General features: G+C 32.9%; 22 protein-coding genes. 11 read left to right on the top strand and 11 right to left on the bottom strand.

Features of this window, described 5'->3' with window-relative positions:
- Positions 1–60 precede the first annotated feature (60 nt).
- From LPB88_RS22255 to LPB88_RS22235, 5 genes are all read left to right on the top strand, one after another.
- Positions 61–714 (top strand): hypothetical protein, encoded by a 654-nt coding sequence (locus tag LPB88_RS22255; protein ID WP_230717863.1) that lies wholly within the window; start codon positions 61–63, stop codon positions 712–714.
- Between the two features lie 174 nt (positions 715–888).
- Entirely contained in the window at positions 889–1593 is a 705-nt protein-coding gene (locus tag LPB88_RS22250) for a DUF2225 domain-containing protein (RefSeq protein WP_230717862.1), read from the top strand.
- A gap of 85 nt (positions 1594–1678) precedes the next feature.
- Entirely contained in the window at positions 1679–2086 is a 408-nt protein-coding gene (locus LPB88_RS22245) for a hypothetical protein (protein WP_230717861.1), read from the top strand.
- Positions 2087–2252: 166 nt separating this feature from the next.
- Complete coding sequence (locus LPB88_RS22240) at positions 2253–3230, top strand: toxin-antitoxin system YwqK family antitoxin (protein WP_230717860.1); 978 nt, start codon at positions 2253–2255, stop codon at positions 3228–3230.
- A gap of 325 nt (positions 3231–3555) precedes the next feature.
- Positions 3556–4980 (top strand): amino acid permease, encoded by a 1425-nt coding sequence (locus LPB88_RS22235; RefSeq protein ID WP_230717859.1) that lies wholly within the window; start codon positions 3556–3558, stop codon positions 4978–4980.
- 110 nt (positions 4981–5090) lie between these two features.
- Here the strand turns inward: LPB88_RS22235 and LPB88_RS22230 are convergent, their stop codons facing one another.
- On the bottom strand, positions 5091–5714 hold the full coding sequence (locus LPB88_RS22230; protein ID WP_230717858.1) for a GNAT family N-acetyltransferase: 624 nt from the start codon (positions 5712–5714) through the stop codon (positions 5091–5093).
- Positions 5715–5976: 262 nt separating this feature from the next.
- On the opposite strand from LPB88_RS22230, the gene LPB88_RS22225 reads away from it, so the two are divergent.
- Positions 5977–7179 (top strand): DUF6600 domain-containing protein, encoded by a 1203-nt coding sequence (locus LPB88_RS22225; protein ID WP_230717857.1) that lies wholly within the window; start codon positions 5977–5979, stop codon positions 7177–7179.
- A 220-nt stretch (positions 7180–7399) separates the two neighbouring features.
- Here LPB88_RS22225 and LPB88_RS22220 read toward each other — a convergent pair whose 3' ends face one another.
- The 7 genes from LPB88_RS22220 to LPB88_RS22190 are packed head-to-tail and all read right to left on the bottom strand — an operon-like array spanning position 7400 to position 12794.
- Positions 7400–7921 carry a 4'-phosphopantetheinyl transferase superfamily protein gene (locus tag LPB88_RS22220; RefSeq protein ID WP_230717856.1) on the bottom strand — a complete coding sequence of 174 codons (522 nt, stop codon included), beginning with the start codon at positions 7919–7921 and terminating at the stop codon, positions 7400–7402.
- Complete coding sequence (locus LPB88_RS22215; RefSeq protein ID WP_230717855.1) at positions 7918–8172, bottom strand: acyl carrier protein; 255 nt, start codon at positions 8170–8172, stop codon at positions 7918–7920. Before LPB88_RS22215 ends, LPB88_RS22220 begins: the two co-directional genes overlap by 4 nt.
- Before the next feature lie 4 nt (positions 8173–8176).
- Positions 8177–9451 carry a beta-ketoacyl synthase gene (locus tag LPB88_RS22210; RefSeq protein ID WP_230717854.1) on the bottom strand — a complete coding sequence of 425 codons (1275 nt, stop codon included), beginning with the start codon at positions 9449–9451 and terminating at the stop codon, positions 8177–8179.
- Positions 9448–9885: a 3-hydroxyacyl-ACP dehydratase FabZ family protein gene (locus LPB88_RS22205; protein ID WP_230717853.1), complete on the bottom strand. Its 438-nt coding sequence runs from the start codon at positions 9883–9885 to the stop codon at positions 9448–9450. The genes LPB88_RS22210 and LPB88_RS22205 overlap by 4 nt, the downstream gene beginning before the upstream one ends.
- An 18-nt stretch (positions 9886–9903) precedes the next feature.
- Positions 9904–10956 carry a type III polyketide synthase gene (locus LPB88_RS22200; RefSeq protein ID WP_230717852.1) on the bottom strand — a complete coding sequence of 351 codons (1053 nt, stop codon included), beginning with the start codon at positions 10954–10956 and terminating at the stop codon, positions 9904–9906.
- Positions 10953–11666 (bottom strand): methyltransferase domain-containing protein, encoded by a 714-nt coding sequence (locus LPB88_RS22195; RefSeq protein ID WP_230717851.1) that lies wholly within the window; start codon positions 11664–11666, stop codon positions 10953–10955. Before LPB88_RS22195 ends, LPB88_RS22200 begins: the two co-directional genes overlap by 4 nt.
- Positions 11667–12794 (bottom strand): NAD(P)/FAD-dependent oxidoreductase, encoded by a 1128-nt coding sequence (locus tag LPB88_RS22190; RefSeq protein ID WP_230717850.1) that lies wholly within the window; start codon positions 12792–12794, stop codon positions 11667–11669.
- A 519-nt stretch (positions 12795–13313) separates the two neighbouring features.
- On the opposite strand from LPB88_RS22190, the gene LPB88_RS22185 reads away from it, so the two are divergent.
- Entirely contained in the window at positions 13314–14060 is a 747-nt protein-coding gene (locus LPB88_RS22185) for a YoaK family protein (protein ID WP_230717849.1), read from the top strand.
- A gap of 43 nt (positions 14061–14103) precedes the next feature.
- Here the strand turns inward: LPB88_RS22185 and LPB88_RS22180 are convergent, their stop codons facing one another.
- The gene (locus LPB88_RS22180; protein ID WP_230717848.1) at positions 14104–14799 is read right to left on the bottom strand and encodes a Crp/Fnr family transcriptional regulator; all 696 of its coding nucleotides are present in this window, start codon (positions 14797–14799) and stop codon (positions 14104–14106) included.
- 163 nt (positions 14800–14962) lie between these two features.
- Here LPB88_RS22180 and icd point away from each other — a divergent pair, with 163 nt between their 5' ends.
- The 4 genes from icd to LPB88_RS22160 all read left to right on the top strand — a co-directional run bounded on the left by icd (position 14963) and on the right by LPB88_RS22160 (position 20871).
- Positions 14963–16195: an NADP-dependent isocitrate dehydrogenase gene (gene icd / locus LPB88_RS22175; protein ID WP_370635903.1), complete on the top strand. Its 1233-nt coding sequence runs from the start codon at positions 14963–14965 to the stop codon at positions 16193–16195.
- Positions 16196–16384: 189 nt separating this feature from the next.
- On the top strand, positions 16385–16660 hold the full coding sequence (locus LPB88_RS22170; RefSeq protein ID WP_230717846.1) for a DUF983 domain-containing protein: 276 nt from the start codon (positions 16385–16387) through the stop codon (positions 16658–16660).
- Between the two features lie 309 nt (positions 16661–16969).
- Positions 16970–17422, top strand: a complete 453-nt coding sequence (locus tag LPB88_RS22165) for a response regulator (RefSeq protein ID WP_230717845.1) — start codon at positions 16970–16972, stop codon at positions 17420–17422.
- Positions 17423–17517: 95 nt separating this feature from the next.
- Positions 17518–20871: a CheR family methyltransferase gene (locus LPB88_RS22160; RefSeq protein ID WP_230717844.1), complete on the top strand. Its 3354-nt coding sequence runs from the start codon at positions 17518–17520 to the stop codon at positions 20869–20871.
- A gap of 296 nt (positions 20872–21167) precedes the next feature.
- On the opposite strand, the gene LPB88_RS22155 is transcribed toward LPB88_RS22160, so the two are convergent.
- Together LPB88_RS22155 and LPB88_RS22150 are read right to left on the bottom strand one after the other, a co-directional pair.
- Positions 21168–21446 (bottom strand): type II toxin-antitoxin system RelE/ParE family toxin, encoded by a 279-nt coding sequence (locus LPB88_RS22155; protein WP_230717843.1) that lies wholly within the window; start codon positions 21444–21446, stop codon positions 21168–21170.
- Entirely contained in the window at positions 21439–21684 is a 246-nt protein-coding gene (locus LPB88_RS22150; protein ID WP_230717842.1) for a CopG family transcriptional regulator, read from the bottom strand. Before LPB88_RS22150 ends, LPB88_RS22155 begins: the two co-directional genes overlap by 8 nt.
- Positions 21685–21753 lie beyond the last annotated feature (69 nt).

The raw sequence follows: 21753 nt of genomic DNA, 5'->3' as shown, positions 1-21753 counted from the left end.
AATATCTCCTGACTTCGCACCCACAATCTTGATCAGGTGAACAAAAATAATTCTGAATTTATGGGAAACCGTAATGCCTATTTCTTTTTTTTATTTAGTATTGTATCAAAAATGAAGCAACTAAATATCATAATTATATTTTTGACTTTCATCTTTTTTGGATGTGAAAAAAAAGTCTCTGAATTGGAATTTGAGCAAAGCGTCTTTGACGAAGTATTCGTAAAGATTGTAGATTCAACTTACATCGACAAAAGGCTTTATACCTGTTTTCCAGAACAAGGAAAACCTATCTATGACAAAAAGGGTAAGTGGATAGGATTAGATTCAATTGGACACAAGCAAAGAGATATAGAGTGTGAAATAAAAAGGACAGCACTGAAAAAAGACACACTAAATCTTGTAATTGTAATTGGAAATGAGGGCATAATAAACAGCCAAACTAACATAGAAAAATACAACAATAAAAAATTTATTTTTAAGCATTTTACTGAACTTCCAAAAGTTGAAGAGTATATAAATTGGGAATCTAAATATCCGAAATTTGCTGGCGCTATGTCTTTTTCTCATATTAAATTTGATGCTAAAAAAGAATCAGGTATTTTAGAAGTCAGTTATAGTTGCGGCGGAAAATGTGGCTTAGGATATTCAGTAGTCATAAAAAAAATAAAAGGAAAATGGATTATTGCTAAAGTTAAAGAAACCTGGATTTCATAAAGATAAAACTGCTAATAGCCACTACAACGAATTTGAACAAGTAGAAAGTTGGTTTTGTATCTAGGATGATTTGGCAAATCTTAAGAATGGCTTAATTTTAGTCCCATACCCGCTGTAGTCCCAGAACGTTGGCAGACAGCTTAAAAAATAGACCTTCAATAATATAAAGTAAACATGAAAAATTTAATTTTAATAGTAGTAATCATTTTAGTAGGACAAAATTTTGCAAATGCGCATACTTGTGAAAATGAAACTGTAAAATGTCCAATAGATGGAAAAAACGTAACATTTTGTGTAACAATGAGTATGACAACTTTTGGTTCTTTTAAAGATTTTCAAAAGCAAGGTGCAATTGGAGATCATTACGAAGAACTAATAAATACTTGTCCGAAATGTCATTTTTCGGGTTATATTGATGATTTCAAAGAAAAAATAAGTGAAGAAGAAAAAATCAAGATTAAAGAATATCTAACAAAATTTGATAACACGAAAATTGATGATGCAAAACAATGTTTGATTGCAGGCGAAATTAAAGAATTGCAAAAGAAATCAAATAAAGAAATTGCCTTTTGCTATGTTACAGGTTCGTATTTATTACGTAGCAATGATAAACAAGTTGAATTTAGAAAAGAACTCCAATCAAAAGCTAAAGATTATTTGATTTCTGCTTTAGATAAAAATGAATATGAAGACAAATCAGTAATTGCAAACATTAATTATTTAATTGCTGAAATGGAAAGAAGAATTGGAAATTTTGACGAAGCAATAAAACATTATGATTTAGCAATTAACGATTCAAATAAAAAAGATTGGGTCGAAGAAGTTGCTAAGGAGCAAAAAGAATTAGCAGTAAAGAAAGATGAAAACAATAAAATATAAAAGCCATCTGCCAACAGTTACTACAACGGATTTGGACAATTGGCTTGTATTAACAGAACGTTATTAGCAAATTTAAAAAACGAAAGTGAAAGAACTTATCAAAAGAATATTCAGAAAATCAACATCAGAAGAATTTCTGAATGTCGAAATTGAATTAACCGAAAATTGGATCAAATACAACAATGGAAATTCAATTGGAAAGAAAGGTTCTGAGGGAGGTAAGATTTTAAACGATCAAGAGAATATAAATGGTGCGAGAATAACGATTGAAGCCAATGGTGGAAGTATTCCCTTTGCAATTACATTTGGAATTTATGGACTAATGTTTCACACAGAATTCTTTAGTGAAATAGAAATTGCTATTGAATATTTCAAAAGGAAAAAAATAGAGATCGACAGATTTCTAAATATGTTTGAAATTCCAGAAGATAATCAAAATACAGAATGGGAAAATAAAAAAGATGAGTACTTAGAAAAATTAATGTATGAATAAAGTCTGCTAGTAACAGTTGCTACAACTGATTTGTGCAATTGACTTAATGGAAAGTTAGTTTTGTATTTGGGATGATTTGGCAAATCCGGAAATAGGAATTAATTTAGCTCTAAACCCGCTGGAGTACTAGAACGTTAGCGGTAATTATACCTAGGATGAAAACCATATGACAAAAAAACTAATTATAATATTTATTTCAATTTTAATTTATGGCTGTAATAATACTGACATCAACGATAAAGACAAAAGAAATGAAAATTGGGTATATTGGATGGACACAAAGACTGGTGAAGCATCTTGGGTTCCCGTTGGACATGAAACAACAATAAAAGATGGAAATTTTACATCATTTTATAATAATGGGAATATTTATCAAAAAGGTAAACTGAAAAACGGTAAGCGTATTGACATAATATATGATTATGATCTCAATAATAATCTTATAGAATATGAAATCCTTAAAGCTGATACTTTACTTCATTATTACATTAATGATGGACCTTACATTTCATATCTTCAGAACGGAAAAATTCTAGAAAAGGGAAATGTCGAAAATCATAAGATTGGTAACGAATGGACGAAATATTATGACAACGATAAAATCGAGTGGACTAAAAAGCTTATACATGGAACTGGTTGGTACCGTTGGTATTATGATAATGGACAAATATCAGATATTAATTATCATCTAAACGGGAAAACACACGGTGAAGTTAAAACCTGGTACAGAAACGGCCAAATTAAAGAAATTTCACATTGGAACAATGGCTTACAAAATGGTTTATTTAAATTTTTTTATGAAAATGGAAAACTAGAAGAAAGAACAATTTGGTTGATTGGTAAACCCGAGAAAGCCGAAAGTTGGTATGAGAATGGTCAAATTAAAAACATTAAACTTTATAAAGCGGGACTCATTAATGGAATTTATATGCAATGGTATCCTAGTGGTAATGTTCAAATAAATGCAAATTATTCTTCGGGAAAAAAAAATGGAAAAGCAACTATATACTACGAAAATGGAAATCTTCAAGCTGAACAATATTATAAAAATGATCAACGAAACGGAGTTTGTATTTGGTATGATGAAAATGGAAAAATGATAAAAAAACAAACTTACGTTGACGGAAAAATTGTCAATGAGTAAAAATAACTACCGTTAAAAGCTACTACAAGCGATTTGGATGAATGGCTTAATAGGAAGTTGGTTTTGCATTTAGGATGATTTGGCAAATCCAAATAACATGCTTAATAATGTTCCAAAACAAAATAAAGAGACTTTCGAGTCTCTTTGTGAAATTATATATCTTACATAAATGACTATTTATTGAATAATTTTTCAAGTCTTGACATCCTGTAACGAAATAAAATATCCCTTTAGCATAACGCATGTTTTGTACGATTCCTTTTTTAACTTATCTTCGCTGTTTATACATTTGTGAGTACATTCTACTCCTTTAAAAATCTAATTTGTGAAAGAAATACAGGAAGACGCACGAGAGAATCAGCTTAAACGTGGGCTGACTAACCGCCACATTCAGTTAATTGCCTTAGGCGGATCAATAGGAACAGGTCTTTTCCTAGGTATTGGTCCAGCGGCTGTATTAGCAGGGCCATCGGTTATTTTAGGATATGCTGTTGCCGGAATTATCGCTTTTTTTATTATGAGACAACTTGGCGAAATGGTTGTCGAAGAACCTGTATCAGGAAGCTTTAGTCACTTTGCCTATAAGTATTGTGGTTCTTTTGCAGGTTTTGCATCAGGCTGGAATTATTGGATTTTATATATTTTGGTTAGTATGGCTGAACTTACAGCCATTGGGGTTTATGTGCAGTTTTGGTGGCCTGAAATTCCGCTGTGGGCATCCAGTTTATTTTTCTTCCTGGTTATTAATGCTTTGAATTTTGCCTCTGTAAAAGTTTACGGAGAAACTGAATTTTGGTTTTCAATCATTAAAGTTGTCGCAATTATTGCAATGATCCTCTTTGGTACTTATTTGCTAATAAGTGGTACAGGAGGAGAACATGCTACAATTCATAACTTATATAACGATGGAGGTTTCTTTCCAAAAGGTTTCTTTGAAAAGACTTCAACTGGTGATTTTCAAGGTTTACTAACGGCAATGGCTTTAATTATGTTCTCCTTTGGTGGTTTAGAACTCATTGGAATTACCGCTGCTGAGGCAGAAAATCCGGAAAAAAACATTCCAAAAGCAACAAATCAGGTCATCTATAGAATCCTTATATTTTATGTTGGTGCATTGGTAATTTTATTTGCTTTGTCACCTTGGCGACAAATTACGACAGATAGTAGTCCATTTGTAATGGTTTTTCAAAATTTAAACGGAATGGAATTTGAGTTGTTTGGCAACAAAATATTTTTTACAAGCCTTATTGCCAATGTGCTTAATTTAATTGTATTAACCGCAGCTTTATCCGTATATAATAGTAGTGTATATAGCAACTCACGTATGTTATATGGTTTAGCAGATCAAGGCAATGCTCCTAAGTTTTTAATGAAGCTAAACAAACAATCGGTACCAATTAATGCCATTTTAATTTCTTCATGCTTTGCAGCTATCTGTATTTTAGTAAATAAAGTAATTCCAGAAGAGGCCTTTAGTATTTTAATGTCCTTAGTGGTGTCTTGTTTAGTGATTAACTGGGTTATGATTTCGTATACGCATCTAAGATTTAGACGTTCGAAAGACAAGGAAAACGTAAAAACGAAGTTTGCTTCATTGTTTTATCCGTTAAGTAATTACATCTGTTTTGTGTTTTTATTGGGTATTTTATCCATCATGTGGATGACTAATATGAAGTTATCCGTAGAATTAATTCCTATTTGGTTGGGTATTCTTTTTGTATGTTATAAAGTTTTTAAAACAAAAAAATAAGTAGTTTTTACTACATCATTCATTACCAGGCATTGATTGTCAACATATAGTTGATTTTCAATGCCTTTTTTGATACTATGGTTTTGTTTTTAGTGCCAACAGAAGGTCAATTAATAATTGTAATCAGAGTGGCTGGCTTTTATCTCAATTTGTTTTTTAATACTTTGTCTTACATTTTCCCAATCATTATCCAGAATACTATAAAAAGCAGTATTTCTAGGTATTCCATTTGGTTCTATTTTATCTTTTCTCAAAATTCCTTCAAAAACGCCTCCAATTTTTTCAATTGCTTTTCTTGAGCGTAAATTATTATCTTTTGCTCTAAATTGAACTCTGTTACTTTTTAAAGTCTCAAAACAATAGTTAAGTAATAATAATTTGCACTCCAGATTTACAGTTGTCCCCCAATATTCTTTCATTATCCAGGTAACTCCTATTTCAACTTTTCTGTCATTGGGATATATTTCAAGAAGTCTTGTAGTGCCAATAATTTTGTTTGATTGTTTATGAACTATAACAAAAGGGTACACAGTTCCTTTTTCTCTATCATTGATTGCATTATTGAAATTTGGATAAAATATTTCTTCAACTGAATAGTCTACAGATGTGAGTTCCCATATTTCTTTGTTAGATGCGGCAAGAAATAAATCTTTTAAATGTTCTTTTTCCAAAGGAAGTAGTTCAATTTGATCTCCTTTCAATAGTATAGGATGATTAATCCAATTGTTTTTCATAATTCTATTTTTGTTCAGTACTGATTATTTTATGACAATCAAAAATAGTTAATATGGACTGAGTTGCATTTGGTTTTTATGTTAAAAATTGGCTTTAGTTTGATCGAATATCATGGTTGTTTTTATTAGAAAAGTGAGTCATCTATGAAGTCGCTTATTTTAAAAATTACTTAACATTTTTTGGTTATAAAATGCTTACCTTTAATGAGATACGATATTAGTTGTGTTTTTTAAATCAACTGATAATTAAACAATTACTATTATGAAAGCAACGGCTAAATTTTTTATTCTGCTCCTTGCTGTCAATTTAGTTATTTTGATAGCACCTCAAAGAGCAACTGCACAGGTATCCATCAATTTCCAGATCTTTTATGATGATTTAAGTCCATACGGAGACTGGATTAATAGCCCTGAATATGGATACGCTTGGGTTCCCGGTATGTCCTCTGCTTTTATCCCTTATAGAACTAACGGTCATTGGGTATTTACCAATGTAGGTTGGACTTGGGTTTCTAATTATTCATGGGGATGGGCGCCTTTTCATTATGGGCGTTGGTACTATGATTCTTATTATGGATGGATATGGGTCCCGGGTTATGAGTGGAGTCCAGCATGGGTGATCTGGAGAAGATCCGAAGGCTATTATGGATGGGCACCTATAGGACCAGGTATTAGCATCACTATTGCCTATGGCAGTGGTTATCGTCTGCCTTATAATTATTGGACATGTGTAAGAGACAGAGATTTTGGAAGAACGGACATTTATAATCATTATGTTTCTTCTTCAAATAATGTTACAATCATTAAGAATTCGACAGTAATTAATAATATGAGGAGTGACAATGCAACCCGGGTTAGATACAATGCAGGACCTGATAGAACTGAGGTGCAAAAAAGAACCGGTAGAACAATTTCCTCAGTAACTCTAAGAGAAAGAAAGAGTCCAGGTCAGAATCTAAACAAGAAAGAATTGCAGCTCTATAGACCACAGGTAGAAAAAAACAGAACTACCGGACGAGAACCAGCTCCGTCTAAAGTGACGCAATTGAAAGATGTGAAACCTGATGTGCAAAGAAATGCCAGAACTCAGCCGCAGAGAGAAAATCAACCAGTAAGACAGCAGCAACCTCAACAGCAACGCAATGATCAGCAACGACAACAAAATGATCAACCAGTGAAACAACAGCAACGCAATGATCAGCAACGACAACGCAATGATCAACAAGTGAAACAACAACAGCAACAGCAAGCAAGAGAACAGCAGGGAAGACAACAACAGCAACAACAGCAACAGCAAGCAAGAGAACAACAGCAACAACAGCAGGGAAGAGAACAGCAGGGAAGACAACAACAACAGCAAGCAAGAGAACAGCAGGGAAGACAACAGCAACAACAACAACAACAACAAGCAAGACAACAGCAACAACATCGAGATAATCCACAATCGCAACAAAAACAGAAATGAGATAATTAGCGGAAATCAATAGCAAAATTAAAAATCAATCATTTTTGATTTATTGCTTGTTTCAATGAAAGCTTGTTATTATAATAGTGTTTCAGATTAGATATAAACATAAAAAAAACTCCTTAAAAATTAAGGAGTTTTTTTGGTTGTTCTTAATTTGCAACTATTTATAATTTAATATGCTAATGATTTTGGTACAAAAAAAGAGTAGCATTTTGTGTCAAAAAAAGGCAGGAACTCCAAGATCTAATGTTACCACTTTTTCAAATCTGCCGTGATGACTAATAGAAACATCCTGAAATGTATTAGATAGAGAATTATATAAGTGTGGAATACCATTATTGTCTTTAATAATGCCTTTTTTTTGGATCTCAATTACATTTTTTAAGTCATCTAAAGAATTAGCTGCTAAAGTATGGATGCCTTCTTGTAAGAGAATTGTTTTAGTATGATAAATATTTTGGGCATAATTCACTTTCCCGATAATATAATTGTTGTCTTGTGATACTATAGAACAAACTAACTTTTTAGGAATATATTCTCTTTGTTTTGTTTGCCTGTTGTAAATTTTATAAGCAGCTTCTTTCATACTCCAAAACAACCAGACCATGATTTCAGGATCTAATGCATTTGAGATCATTAATTGCTCGCTGGCAGTAAAGAGTTTTTGTATGAAACCTTTGCGCTGCCAATTGCTTTCACAGCGAGATTGAATGATATCTATGACATCGTTCCCGATCATTTTTCGGTAAGTTTTGTCTCTATAATTTCTACCGCAGCTTTAACATTAAGCATACGTTCCATATCTGTATTATCAATTACAATGTTAAAAGTTTCTTCGATATCAAGTACAATATCTACTAGATTAGCTGAATTAATAGCAAGATCATTAATGAAATCAGTGTTTTCTGTAAGATTGTCATAAGCTTCAGTATTTGTTGTATACGGCTTTATGATCAATTTTAGTTTAGATATAAGTTCTTCTTTGTTCATAGTATTATTTTTGAAATTTTTTAAAGATGATACAAGCATTTACATCACCAAAACCAAAACTTGCTTTGGCAATTATATTTGGGTTGCTGTTAATTGTTTTTAGAGGCACTTTTAAGGGATCAATAAGTGCAGTTATTTCAGGGTGAAGATCATTACAGTTTGTGTTTCCAAATACAAAACCTTCATGAAGCTGTAAAACTGCAGCAATACTTTCAACACTTCCGGCAGCGCCCAGACAATGACCGGTCATGCTTTTTAAAGAGTTGATATATGGAAAATCAGTGCCACTTCTTCCTAGTGCTTTAGTCCAGTTTTCGATTTCGAGACTATCTTTTGTAGTTGCAGTAAGATGACCGTTTATGGCATCAATATCATTTGCTGAAATACTGGAATTATGAATAGCACTACTAATACATCGTTGTACAGCAATACTATTTGGTGCTGTCATACTACCGTTTCCGCGCTGTCCGCCGGAGTTTACATTTCCGCCTAATATTTCGGCATAAATGGTGGCACCTCTTTCCAGAGCAGTTTCTAAATCTTCTATAACCAATGCTCCGGCACCACTACCTGGTACAAATCCTGCTGCGGAGGCACTCATTGGGCGAGAGCCATTTTCCGGATTATCATTATATTTAGAACTGCAAACACGTAAAGCATCAAATCCGCCCCAAATATAAGGCCCGCTATCACTAGTACTTCCGGCCAGTATTCGTTTCGCTTGTCCGGATTGTATGCGGTCGTAAGCCATTAAAATTGCTTCTGTACCAGTTGTACAGGCTGACGAATTTGTGGTAACTTGATTCCCTAAACCTAGTTTGCCGCCAAGATAAGCGCTTACACCACTGTTCATGGTTTGTGCTACAACAGTGCTGCCAAGTTTTCGAACTTGTAATTCGTCTATTTTATAAATGCTTTCGCGAAATTTATCGATGCCGGAAGTGCCCGATCCAAAAATAGTTCCGCTGTCCCAATCGGGTTCCTCATTTAGTTCTATGGATAGTCCGGCATTTTTCCAGGCTTCCATACCTGCAATAACACCATATAAAATACCGGTACTATTGAAACCCCGTAATTCAAGTTCTGTAAAATATTGAGAAATAAGTTCCTCCGTTAATTGTGGTTTACCAGCTATTTGACAAGAAAATTGTAATTCCTGCAATTGCGCATCATACCGAATTCCTGATTCTCCATTTTTTATAGCTCTGGTAAACGCAGGAATTCCCACTCCGTTTGGAGCCACAACACCTAAACCTGTTATTACAATTCTTTTGCTCATAATTTTGTAGTAATCATACCTGCTAAAATGCCTTTGCAAACTTCCTGACCGGCTTCGTTTTTCATAATTACATCACACTTGAGTTTACCAAATCTGAAAAATGATTTTTGAGCAGTTACCGTTACTTTTTCATTAGGATATACGGGTTTTAAAAACTGCATATCTGCCGATGTAAAAGCTATCACGGTATCTTTATTAAATTTATCACCCAATAAATAAATTCCAAGGCAAACCATACCAATCTGTGCCATGGTTTCGGTCAGGATTACGCCTGGAGTTACAGGGTTATCTTTAAAATGGCCTTTATAAAAATCAAGATCTTCATTAAAAGTATAGGTTCCGCTAACACTATTTTCATCTACATGCAACAATTCATCTACAAATAAAAATGGTTTGGTGTAAGGCAGCTGCGCTATAATATCGGTCAATTTCATATTTTATTTATTTAAAAATTACCATTGTAACAAAACCCGTTGTGCCGAAAATCCCGGACCAAAACTAAGCATCAATCCTTTTTCTCCCAACTTTGGATTGTTGTCCATAATACGTTCTAGAACGTACAAAACGGTAGCGCTCGACATATTACCATATTGTTTGAGAACTTCTTTAGTGTCGTCAATATTTTTGCCTAATCCCAAGAAAAGTGATTCTACTGTTGTGACTATTTTTTTTCCACCGGGATGAAATATCATATGGTCGATATCTTGAATTTCTAAATTGTTTTTTTGTAGAAAAGGATGAATAATATCTCCAAAATGTGATGCAATAGTATCGGGAACTTCAATGTCTAATACCATTTGTAAACCTGTATTGGTGAGTTTAAATCCCATCATATGTTCTGCATCATAAAAATGATACATTTGTTCGTCGAGTATCTCAGGGCCATTATCTTCTTCATACGATGATAAAAGACAGCAGGCAGCACCATCGCCAAAAATAGCAGCGCTTACAATATTTGGCATCGAAAAATCATTCAGCTGAAATGTTGCTGTAGGCGATTCAATTGCTATTACTGCAGCACGTTTTTCGGGATTAGCCTTAAGAAAGTTTTTAGCGTATATAATACCCGATATTCCAGCGGCACAGCCCATTTCGGTTACCGGAAGGCGTACGATGTCTTGTCTTAATTTCATTTTATTGATAAGATAAGCATCTAATGACGGTATCATAATTCCTGTACAACTTACCGTGATAATATAGTCCAGTGTTTGTGGGTCCCAGTTTGTTTTGGCTAGTGCTTTCTCTAATACTTGTTCGCCCAGAATAATTACTTCCCGACTATAAATATCATTTTTGTCTTCAAAAGAGGTCGCGGTAAAGACTTCAGCAGGATCCATGATAGAGTAGCGTTTGTCTACAGCTGCACCTTCGAATATTTTTTTTACTTTTTTGATAAAGCGCTCGTCTTGTCCGTGCAGCCATCCTCTCAACATTGGGAGTATTTCTGCCGTTGTACGTGAATATTTTGGTAGTTGCTTGGCAACAGTTATGATTTTTACACTCATGTTTTGGCGATTACCCACTGATAACGAAAAGCCCATTTCCAGTTTATGGTATAGTTTTTTAAATTTACTTTATTTGAAAAGCTTTCTAATTCTTTTTTCTTAAATCCTCTCAAAATAGATACAAGTCCATCCTCGCGTGACATTTTATTTAGATTAAAAACAATACTAATCATTTTAAAAAGCCGATACGCTAATTTACTGCGATGCAAATCGTTAATGATAATACCAACTTGGGCATTATTATTAAAGATAGTGATTAAATTTAATATTTCCTCATTTGTAAAATGGTGTAGGGTAAGAGTACATAAAACAATATCATATTTAATAGCGGTAAACTCATCGCTAAAAATATCCACACATACATACTCAATATTTGGGTATTCAGTTGAGAGTTTTTTAGCATAATTTATTGTAAAGGTATTTGCATCTATACCTATAAGTTTAAAATTAAGATTGTTCCTTTGACCGTATTTTGCCAGCATGCGCAACATATCTCCATTGCCACAACCTGTATCCGCAATTACTATTGTTTTATGAGTATTGGATTTCTTTAATAATGTTTTTATACCGTGAAGGGTAAGTTTATTACCTCCTAACAACTGATTGATATTGGCAATTTGATCCAATGCACCTTGTAATTCTTTCCCTTCAAGAGAAAAATCATCCATTATTTCTGGATCTAATGTCCTAAATTTAGTGCTTATTCCCATTTAATTGATTGCTAAAGATTTACCGTGAGTTTGTTTAATTATCCTTGACATTAATCCCGGAAAAGATGCTACTATTGCAACAAGTATATTAGTAATGGTTTTATTGGTTAAGATTCTCGCCAGAATCCTGCCCATAAATAATCTCTTGCTAAAATGTTTATTCCATTGATTTGTATAGGCTCTTTCTAATAATTCGCGTGAGATTATTTTGCCTGAATAATAATCAATTATTAATTCTGACGCTATTTTTGCACTGTGAATCGCCATAGCCATTCCGTTGCCACAAAGCGGATGAATTAGCCCGGCTGTATCACCAATCATTAATAAATGGTTTTCTACAGGTTGCTTTTTATCAAAAGAGATCTGACTTATGGTTATTGGTTTATCAAAAAGAAGTTTACTATTTTCAAAAACAGATTTTAAGTGCTTGTTTTTATAGAGAATATTCTGCTGATAATCCTCTATGTTTTTATATTGTTTAAAGGTGGCATAATCAGCCAGATAACAAATATTTATAATGTCATTCTCTACTTTAGAAACACCACAATAACCACCATTAAAGTTATGTAAAGCAACAAGATTATTATCTAAATCACCTGAATAATGCGCCTTAACAGCCAGCCAAGGTGATTTTTTAGAGATAAAATTACGGGCTAAAACCTGATCGATGTTAGACCGTTTACCAAAAGCACCCAATACAATTTTGGCCGATAAAATTTGGTTTGGAGTGGTAATTGTAAAGACATCATTGCAAAAAGAAAGATCAGTAACGTTTTCTTTAATAATGGCGCAATTGTTTGCTAATGCTTTTTGGTATAAAAAATTGTCAAGCACATAGCGGCTAATGCCAAAGCCTCCTAACGGAAGTTTTGCAGTTACAATTTTTCCATTACTTGATGTAAATTCAAACTTAGAGATATTGGTGGGATGCAGTTCTGAAACATCTACACCAAGTGATAACAAATAGGGCAGAATCTCATTAGAAATATACTCTCCGCAGACTTTATGCTTGGGATAGTCTGATTTCTCGATTAGTATTACTTTTAATCCTTTTTGAGATAGATCAATAGCCGCTGTCAATCCGGCAAGTCCGCCACCAACAATTATTACATCTGTATCTGTTTTCATTCTAGTAATTTAGATATAAAATTTTGGATATGCAAACAGAAAAGATATAAAAAAAATCCCATTTAGTAAGAAATTGGATTTTAGTTTTGTGACCTTTTCTGAACAATTTACAAACCATTTTTGAATGTTTAAATTATTCTGTAAATTGGCGGGTTAGCTTTTAAATTACTTAAACTCTTATATTTGATTCTCACAGATGCGACAGAACCAACAAACCCAACTATAAATTAAATTTTAATTTCTAAGAGATATATTCAAATTATACGTATTTTGTATCAGGGTGATAAATTCTATATCAATTTTTTTGAAACACTGGTGAAGTATGAGAGTTTATTGCAGCATTTATCAATAAAGAAAATCTAACAGATACTATTACATTTTTGGCTAATAATTGAGACCAATAGATCGTTTATCTGTGATCCCATTTTTTGCTGATGGTTTTTATCTTAACTTAGTGTAAGGCGGATCTTATAGTTCAAGAATAATTATAATTTAAGGATTATAAAATACTAAAACACAATGTTCAAACATCAGGGAAACAAAAGGAATCTAAGACATAATCTTAAAATTGCCTCTTTATTATCGTTTGTGGCCGGACTGGTAAATGTAGCGGGTTTTTTAGCAGTTCAAAAATTAACAACCAATGTTACAGGGCACTTTGCTTTTTTTGTAGATGAGATTTTTAAACTTAATTTCAAGCAGGGATTTATTTACTTTTTATATATTTTCTTCTTTTTTCTGGGATCTTTTTTTTCAAGTTTACTGGTAGAGTTTCTCTTGCGAAGAAATGAAAAATACAGTTATGTAATTCCAACAGCAATTGAAAGCATAATTTTGTTCGGGATTGCTGTCTTTGGAGACCATTTAATTACACAGAACCCTGATTTTATAGCCTATACCTTATTGTTTGCAATGGGTTTACAGAATTCTTTGGTAACAAAAATATCTAATGCTACTGTAAGAACAACACACCTAACAGGGCTTTTTACAGATCTGGGAATCGAATTGTCCCAACTGTTTTTTTATCATGAAGATTCCTTTAGAGAAAAGCTGTTTGTATCGATAAAACTACGAATGACCATTATCAGTTTTTTCTTTGTAGGCGGAATAACAGGTGGAATTTTTTATTCGAATATGGGATTACAAGTTTTATTAATTGGAGTCATGGCTTTGCTTTTGGGACTCTTATATGACAGAATCAGGTTTAATGCTGTTTTATTGGAAAGGAAGTACAGAAGGCGTATAATACAGTTTAAAAGCAAATAGTTTTAGTGTATGGTATCAGGTTTAACGGTACTGCAAGTAAAAATCAGTCTATTTTTACTTGCAGCAATTGTTCTAATTGCTTTTTGTCTTTAATATAAATATTTCTTTTATCTATTTCAATACAGCCTTGTTCTTTAAACTGTTTAAGGCTTCTGCCCAGGCTTTCTTGTGATGTTCCGATAAGGTTAGCCAGGTCATCACGTGTTAAGTCAATGCCTTTCATTATTGTAGAATTTCGATTGAATCTGTTTTCTAAAAGCAGTAAAAATAGAGCCAGTCGCGCATTTTGATTCTTTTGCGCCAATACGGTAATAAGGTTTGCCAGTACACCAAATTCATGACCTATGTTTTTAATAAGTGTTTGCTGTAAAGCAGGAATTTCTTTGAGCAGTGTCAAAAAGTCCTCCTTGGCAATAAAGTTCACTTTTGAGTCTTCCAGAGCTTCACAGGAGTCTTGATATCTTTCTTGTCCAAGCAAGGCGTGATATCCCAGTACATCATCTTGTGTATAGATATAAAATATTTGCTCATCACCGGTAAAACCGCGTTTGAATTTTTTGGCTTTACCACTTTTTATTTGATAAATACCTGTAGGTATGCCGCCTTCAAAAAAAAGCATACTTCCTTTTTTAATACTAAGGGGTTCCATAACGTTTTGAATTGCCTGATTTTCTGATTCAGTCAGGTTCTCAAAAAGCAGATTGCTTTGGAAATCAAATTGAGAAAAGAAATCTATCATAAAACAAATATAACATTTATTAATTAAATATATAACATTTGTTATATATTTGTAAAACTACTTTGTATATTCTTTTAAAAAAAAAGGAAAAGAAAATAGTAGAGGTTAAGTAACGAAAATTATGTTGAATCAAGGAAAGTCTGCGTGAAACTTTTTTTCAAAAATTTACAAAATGATGAACGAAAATAAAATAAGTATTCAAAACGGAAGGCTTATTGTGCCTTCTCACCCTATAATTCCTTTTATTGAAGGAGATGGTATAGGGGAGGATATTTGGAAAGCTTCGAGATTAGTTTTTGATGCTGCGGTTCAAAAGGCATATGGTCAGAGTAGAAAGATCCAGTGGAAGGAAGTATATGCTGGTGAAAAGGCTTTTGAAAAAACAGGAAATTGGCTTCCGGATCAAACCGTTAGAGATATTGAGGAATTTTTAGTTGCCATTAAAGGGCCATTAACCACTCCTGTTGGCGGTGGGATGAGATCACTGAATGTTGCTCTGAGACAAAAATTGGATTTATATGTCTGTGTCAGACCTGTAAAATGGTTTAAAGGAGTTCCTTCTCCGGTTAAAGCACCCGAAAAAGTGGATATGATTATTTTTAGAGAAAATACAGAAGATATTTACGCCGGTATAGAATGGATGGCAGGAACACCAGAACTCGAGAAGGTAAAAGATTTTCTTATTGGTGAGATGGGGGTTAAAAACATTAGATTTCCCAATACGGTATCCATTGGAATAAAACCAGTTTCCAAAGAAGGAAGCCAGCGGCTTATCAGAGCGGCTTTCAAACACGCCATTGATTTCAGGAAAGATTCTGTGACTATTGTACACAAGGGAAATATCATGAAATTTACCGAAGGACAATTTAAAGAATGGGGATATGAGCTGGCCAGAGAAGAATTTGGGGCCAAAGAGTATGAGGGAGGCCCATGGCTGGTAATGGAAAAATACGGACATAAGGTGATTATAAAAGATGTAATAGCAGATGCGTTTTTACAGCAAATTATCCTAAGACCTGAACAATATGATGTGATTGCTACACTAAATCTTAATGGGGATTACATTTCAGATGCCTTGGCAGCTATAGTGGGAGGAATTGGAATAGCACCAGGAGCCAACATTAATTACGTGACAGGAGTTTCTATTTTTGAAGCTACCCACGGTACGGCTCCTAAGTATAAAGATCTGGATAAAGTAAATCCATCTTCTGAAATCCTTTCAGGGGTAATGATGCTCGAATATATGGGATGGCAGGATGCTGCCGATCTTATTGTAAAAGGTTTAAAGGGGGCTATTCGCAATAAAACCGTAACGTATGATTTTGAGCGTTTAATGGAAGAAGCGACTCTGGTTAAGTGTTCGGAATTTGGTCAGGCTGTGGTTGATAATATGTAGTATGTTTCATTAGTTGCTTAATCCAGGCAATCCGACTATTAGGATTGTTTGGATTAAATTATAATAATTATCTTATCGATGAAAAAAACAACAAAATTGTATAACATTTTTTCACTAAAATGTCCACGATGTTATAAAGGGAATTTATTTACCAATCCAGGGCTTTTTGTGTTTAAATCCATTTTAAAAATGCCAGAGAGATGCTCACATTGTCATCAGGATTTCAGAATTGAGCCAGGGTTTTATTCGGCTTCATTATGGATAAGTTATCCAATAGTGTTAGTTTTACTCGTGCCCCTGATTTTTTTCGGGTTTATTTTAAAAGAAACTTATGCGCTTTCGTTTGAAATAGTAATAGGGTTATTTATAGTTATTTGTTTGGCATTACAAATTCCGATAATGCGTATTTCCAGAGCTCTTTTACTCCATTTAACGATTCATTATATGGGTGGCGGTAACAGATAAATGACTTTAAAACGGATATAATAATTATAAGCCAATCTTATTGATTTTACTGCAGCTGGGAAAAGCTTTTTTTTAAAGAATAATTATATCTATTTTAAAGATTTTAAGTAGCTAAAAGACTATTTAATTTTTAATTTTCCAAAAATAGCTGTCATTGAAATAGAATTATTATTATCAATGATACTACGTATTTAAATTGTTCTTTTTTAAATATAAAAATAATCTTATTAAAACAAAACGAATAAATCACTTTGTTTGTCTCTCAATGTCTATATAAAACGTACATTTGAAGTAAATGGTAAATTACTAATGAATAATAGACAGAATATAAGGGTTTTATTAACGGATGATGATGAAGATGATAGAGATTTTTTTGCTGATGCAATAGCTGATCTTCAACTCAATTTTCCCGTCGAATTTTGTAAAAATGGTTTAGAGCTTTTAAATCGTCTTTACGATAAAAATCTTCATGTTCCGGATATTATTTTTTTAGATCTTAATATGCCGGTAATGTCGGGTTTTGAAACTTTGCAACAAATTCGAGAGGATGTACAGTTTAAAAATATTCCGGTCATTGCTATTTACTCAACCTCAGCAACTTCAGATAGTATAAAAAGTACTTTTGGTTTAGGTGCCAACGCCTACGTAGTAAAACCTATCTCTTTTGATGATTTAAAGAAATTATTAAAAAAGGTAATTGAAATGGATTGGAATGGAAAATTGAGTAATTCTCAGATTGAATCTTTTATTATTACAATTTAGATTAAAAAAGACTACGCATTTGTATTACAATAACTTTTGATAGTGACGTATTGATTTACTTCAAATTGTACTATTAAATGCAAACAAAAGAAATCATGCTTACGAAAAAAAACATCCTGCCGTTGGCTACACGCCAAGACTTTCCTATTGTAGGTATTGGTGCTTCGGCTGGAGGTCTTGAAGCCTTTAAGGAGTTTATAGATGCAATTCCGGATAATTCTGATATGGCTTACGTCATCGTTCAGCATTTACATCCTATGCATGATAGTATGCTTACAGAACTTCTTTCAGGTGTTGCCAAAATTCCAATTAATGAAATCAGTGATGATATTCATTTGGCTCCGAACACCATTTATGTAATCCCTGAAAATAAAATGCTTACTTCTTTTGATGGCGTTTTAAAATTAAGACCTCGCATAAAAGACACAAAAAATCAGGCAATAGACATTTTTTTTACCTCATTAGCAGAAGTTCATTTTGATCTGGCTTATGGTGTATTACTCTCAGGAAATGGATCTGATGGAACAGTTGGTTTAAGAGCAATAAAAAAATACGGTGGAGTTACTTTTGCACAAAACCTCGATGCTTCTAATAATGAAATGCCACAAAATGCTATTAATGCAAATGTTGTTGATTATGTCATGTCTCCAACTAAAATAGTAGAAAAACTCGTTGAGATATCTAAAGCCAGGAATAATAGTAATGCAAATGATGAACAAATATTTAAAGAAATAATTAAAATTCTTCATCATCATAGTGGAGTTGATTTTAGTTATTATAAGCAAACTACCATTCGCAGACGTATTGCCAGAAGAATGGCATTAAACAAAATCATTAATCTAAGGGATTATCTTAAAGTATTGCAAGGGGATAAATTAGCACCCGAAGATTTATTTAATGATATGCTGATACCAGTGACGGAGTTTTTTAGAGATACTAAAATATTTCAAACCTTGCGAGAGAAAGTATATCCATTATTAAGTAAAAGAGTAACCGAAGGTTGCGCAATACGAGTATGGATCGCGGGATGTTCTACTGGCGAAGAGGCTTACTCGCTGGCTATTTCGCTTCATGAATTTTTAGGAGAAAATCTCGAAGGAAAAGAGATTCAGATTTTTGCTTCTGATATTTCAGAAGTAGCTATTGCAAAAGCAAGAATTGGATTTTATAGAAAAGCTCAGATGAAAAACGTATCTGAAACGATTCTAACCAAATATTTTACAGTAAATACAAATGGGTATAAAATTAAAAGACAGATAAGAGATTTGTGCATTTTTGCAGTTCATAATTTTTTGACCGACCCTCCCTTTGCAAAAATGGATTTAATTAGCTGTAGAAATGTATTTATTTATATGGATTCATTTTTACAAAGAAAATCACTCACTACTTTTCATTATGCCTTAAAAGAGAATGGTTTTTTACTTTTAGGAAAATCTGAAACCGCCGTTCCTGCCGGTGAGCTTTTTCAGCCATTTGAAAAAGCAGGTAAAATTTATTCACGTAAACAAGTTTCAGGCAGGTTTGTACATTCAGGTATGGGATCAAATGATAAGTCTACAAATTCACGAACAGATATTCAAAGGAAAGAAGTTATTAAAGAAGATTTCAGAAAAAGTGCCGAATCAGTTTTGCTTTCGAAATATACACCAGCGAGTGTCATCGTAAATGACCAAATGGATATTGTACATATTAACGGTTCTATTGCAGAATTTATTGAACTTTCGCAGGGAAAACCAACCTTTAATCTTCTAAAAATGGCACGTGACGGGCTCGCTTTTGAGCTTCGTAATGCATTTCATAAAGCAAAAGACATCTCATCACTTATTATAAAAGAGGGGATTCAGATTAAAAATAAAGGGGATATAAGTGAAATTACGATTGAAGTGCAACCTCTACCAGATACTTTAGAACCTTATTTTTTAGTAGTATTTTACAAGACGATCATTCAAAAGCAAAATATATTCTCAAATGAATTTACTGCCGAGGAATTGCATGATAATATCAATCTAAGAAGAGTATCGCAACTCGAAAGGGAACTGGCAAAAATCCACGATGACGTAAATGCCATTAGCGAAGAGCAGGAAACATCTAAAGAAGAATTACAAAGTGCCAATGAAGAATTATTAAGTGGGAGCGAAGAGCTACAAAGTCTTAATGAAGAATTGGAGACTTCTAAAGAAGAATTACAGTCCAGTAACGAAGAGCTTTTGCAAATAAATCAGGAACTTTTAAATAAACAACAGCAAATAAATATTTCAAAAAATTATACTGAAGCTATTGTGGCTACACTTCGGGAACCTATTGTAGTTCTGGATACCAATCTAAGAATAAAAAATATCAACAGGGCTTTCTCAAAAAAATATAATATTGAGAAAGAAGAAGCTACAGGTAAACTAATTTATGAAATTCAAAACCATCTTTTTGATAATATCCCCATGCGTGCGATGCTTGAAAAGGTACTTCCAGAGAAAACACAGCTTGACGATTATCAGATATCAGTAAATCTTTTGCCTTATGGAGAAAGTATAATGCTGCTTAACGCCAGACAAGTAACCAATGAAACCAGTAAAGAACAATTAATTTTGCTGGCGATTGAAGATATTACAGAGCGAAGAATTATTGAAAAAAGATTGCAGGTACTCTCAGATGGTTTTGAGGCTAAAGTTCAGGAGCGTACCGCCGATTTGTTAAGTGCTAATATTGAACTGGAGGCTTCTGTTAAAGATTTGCATTATGCCAATGTTCAATTACAAGAATATGCCTATGTGGCAAGTCATGATTTACAAGAACCTTTACGTAAGATATTAATGTTTATTAGCCGAATCTTAGGAATGGATGAGAAAATTTCGGATGAAGCGCTTAATATGCTTGAGAAAATCAGTAAATCATCGATAAGAATGAATACACTTATCAAAGATTTACTAGCCTATTCGTATCTTAATAATCTAGATGCACAATTTGTCAGTACAGATTTAAATGTAATCCTTGAGAATATTCTTTTTGATTTTGAATTACTGATTGAGGAGCGAAAACTTAATATTAAACTCGGAAAATTACCTGTTATCAATGCTATTCCGTTGCAAATGAATCAGCTTTTTTATAATTTGATTAGCAATGCTCTCAAGTTTTGCAAAAATGATGGTTCGGTATCTAAAATAGAGATAAATTCACGTAAACTTACAGCAGCACAGATTAAAAAGTATCCATCTTTAGACCCAGCTTCGTCTTATTGTGAAATAGTTATTAAGGACAATGGTATTGGTTTTGACGAACAATACAAAAACAAAATTTTTACAATTTTTCAACGACTTCATAATAATGAGATTTACACAGGTACCGGTATTGGGTTGTCTATTGGTAAAAAAATTGTGGAAAATCATAAAGGGATTATCTTCTCGAAAGCAGAAGAAAATGTAGGAGCAGAGTTTCATGTTATACTACCGCTATAGTAAGTTGTTTTGCAGTCTTAAGAGTAATATTTTTGTACTAGTTGATCTGTAGGGTTCTGTCGCATATGTAGTTAAGTTTTACCTTCGCCTTCTTTTAAATTCTAAAATGGCTTATATATACTTGAATGTTCCAATAAATTTTTTAATTAATTTGAGTTTGTGAATATCATATTATTATTAACTCCATTGGATATACCCTAATTAGAAACTAAGCTTTGAATCTTTTTTTAGTTAGTGTATTCAAGTATATAATTATCTAAATTATTTTTATTACGAAAAACTAAATTTAACTGCTACTAAAAGTCTTGCCTTCCAATAATGGTAATAATCTCTATCCGTTTATCTCCATTGATTTGATAGTAAATAGTATCAACACCACAAACACAATAACGGTATCCTTTTTTAATGTGGTCGGCTGATGGAAATAAAAAAGGATTGCTTTCTATTTTATCAAAACAATCATAAAACATATTAAAATAGTCATCCCCTTGATTGATGTCAAACTTACTAACACCATAATAATAAATTCTTCTTAAATCTTCTTTGGCTTCGCTACTTAAATAATAGCTATACATTAGGCAAATCTTTTTTAAATTCTGCTAACATTTCTTCTCTAGTTTGTTTTTTTGCAAAACCACTTTTTTCTCCTTTATCTATTTTAGCTCTCACAAACTCATAATATTCTTCTTGTGAACGAGCTTGCTTAATCAAATAATTAATAGCTTCACTTTTACTACTAAACTCTTCTGTGTTAACCTGATTTTTCAACCACTCTTCATTAGGAGCAGTTAATGATATACTTTGGCGTGTCATAATAATTAAATTTTACTTTGGTGTAAATTTACACCAAAATTTTAAAATGAAAAGCCTATTTCGAGATGA

Origin of the sequence: Flavobacterium sp. JAS, assembly GCF_020991455.1 — a bacterium.
In the GTDB taxonomy this organism is placed as follows: domain Bacteria; phylum Bacteroidota; class Bacteroidia; order Flavobacteriales; family Flavobacteriaceae; genus Flavobacterium.
This window is presented reverse-complemented; position numbering and strand designations above follow the sequence as displayed.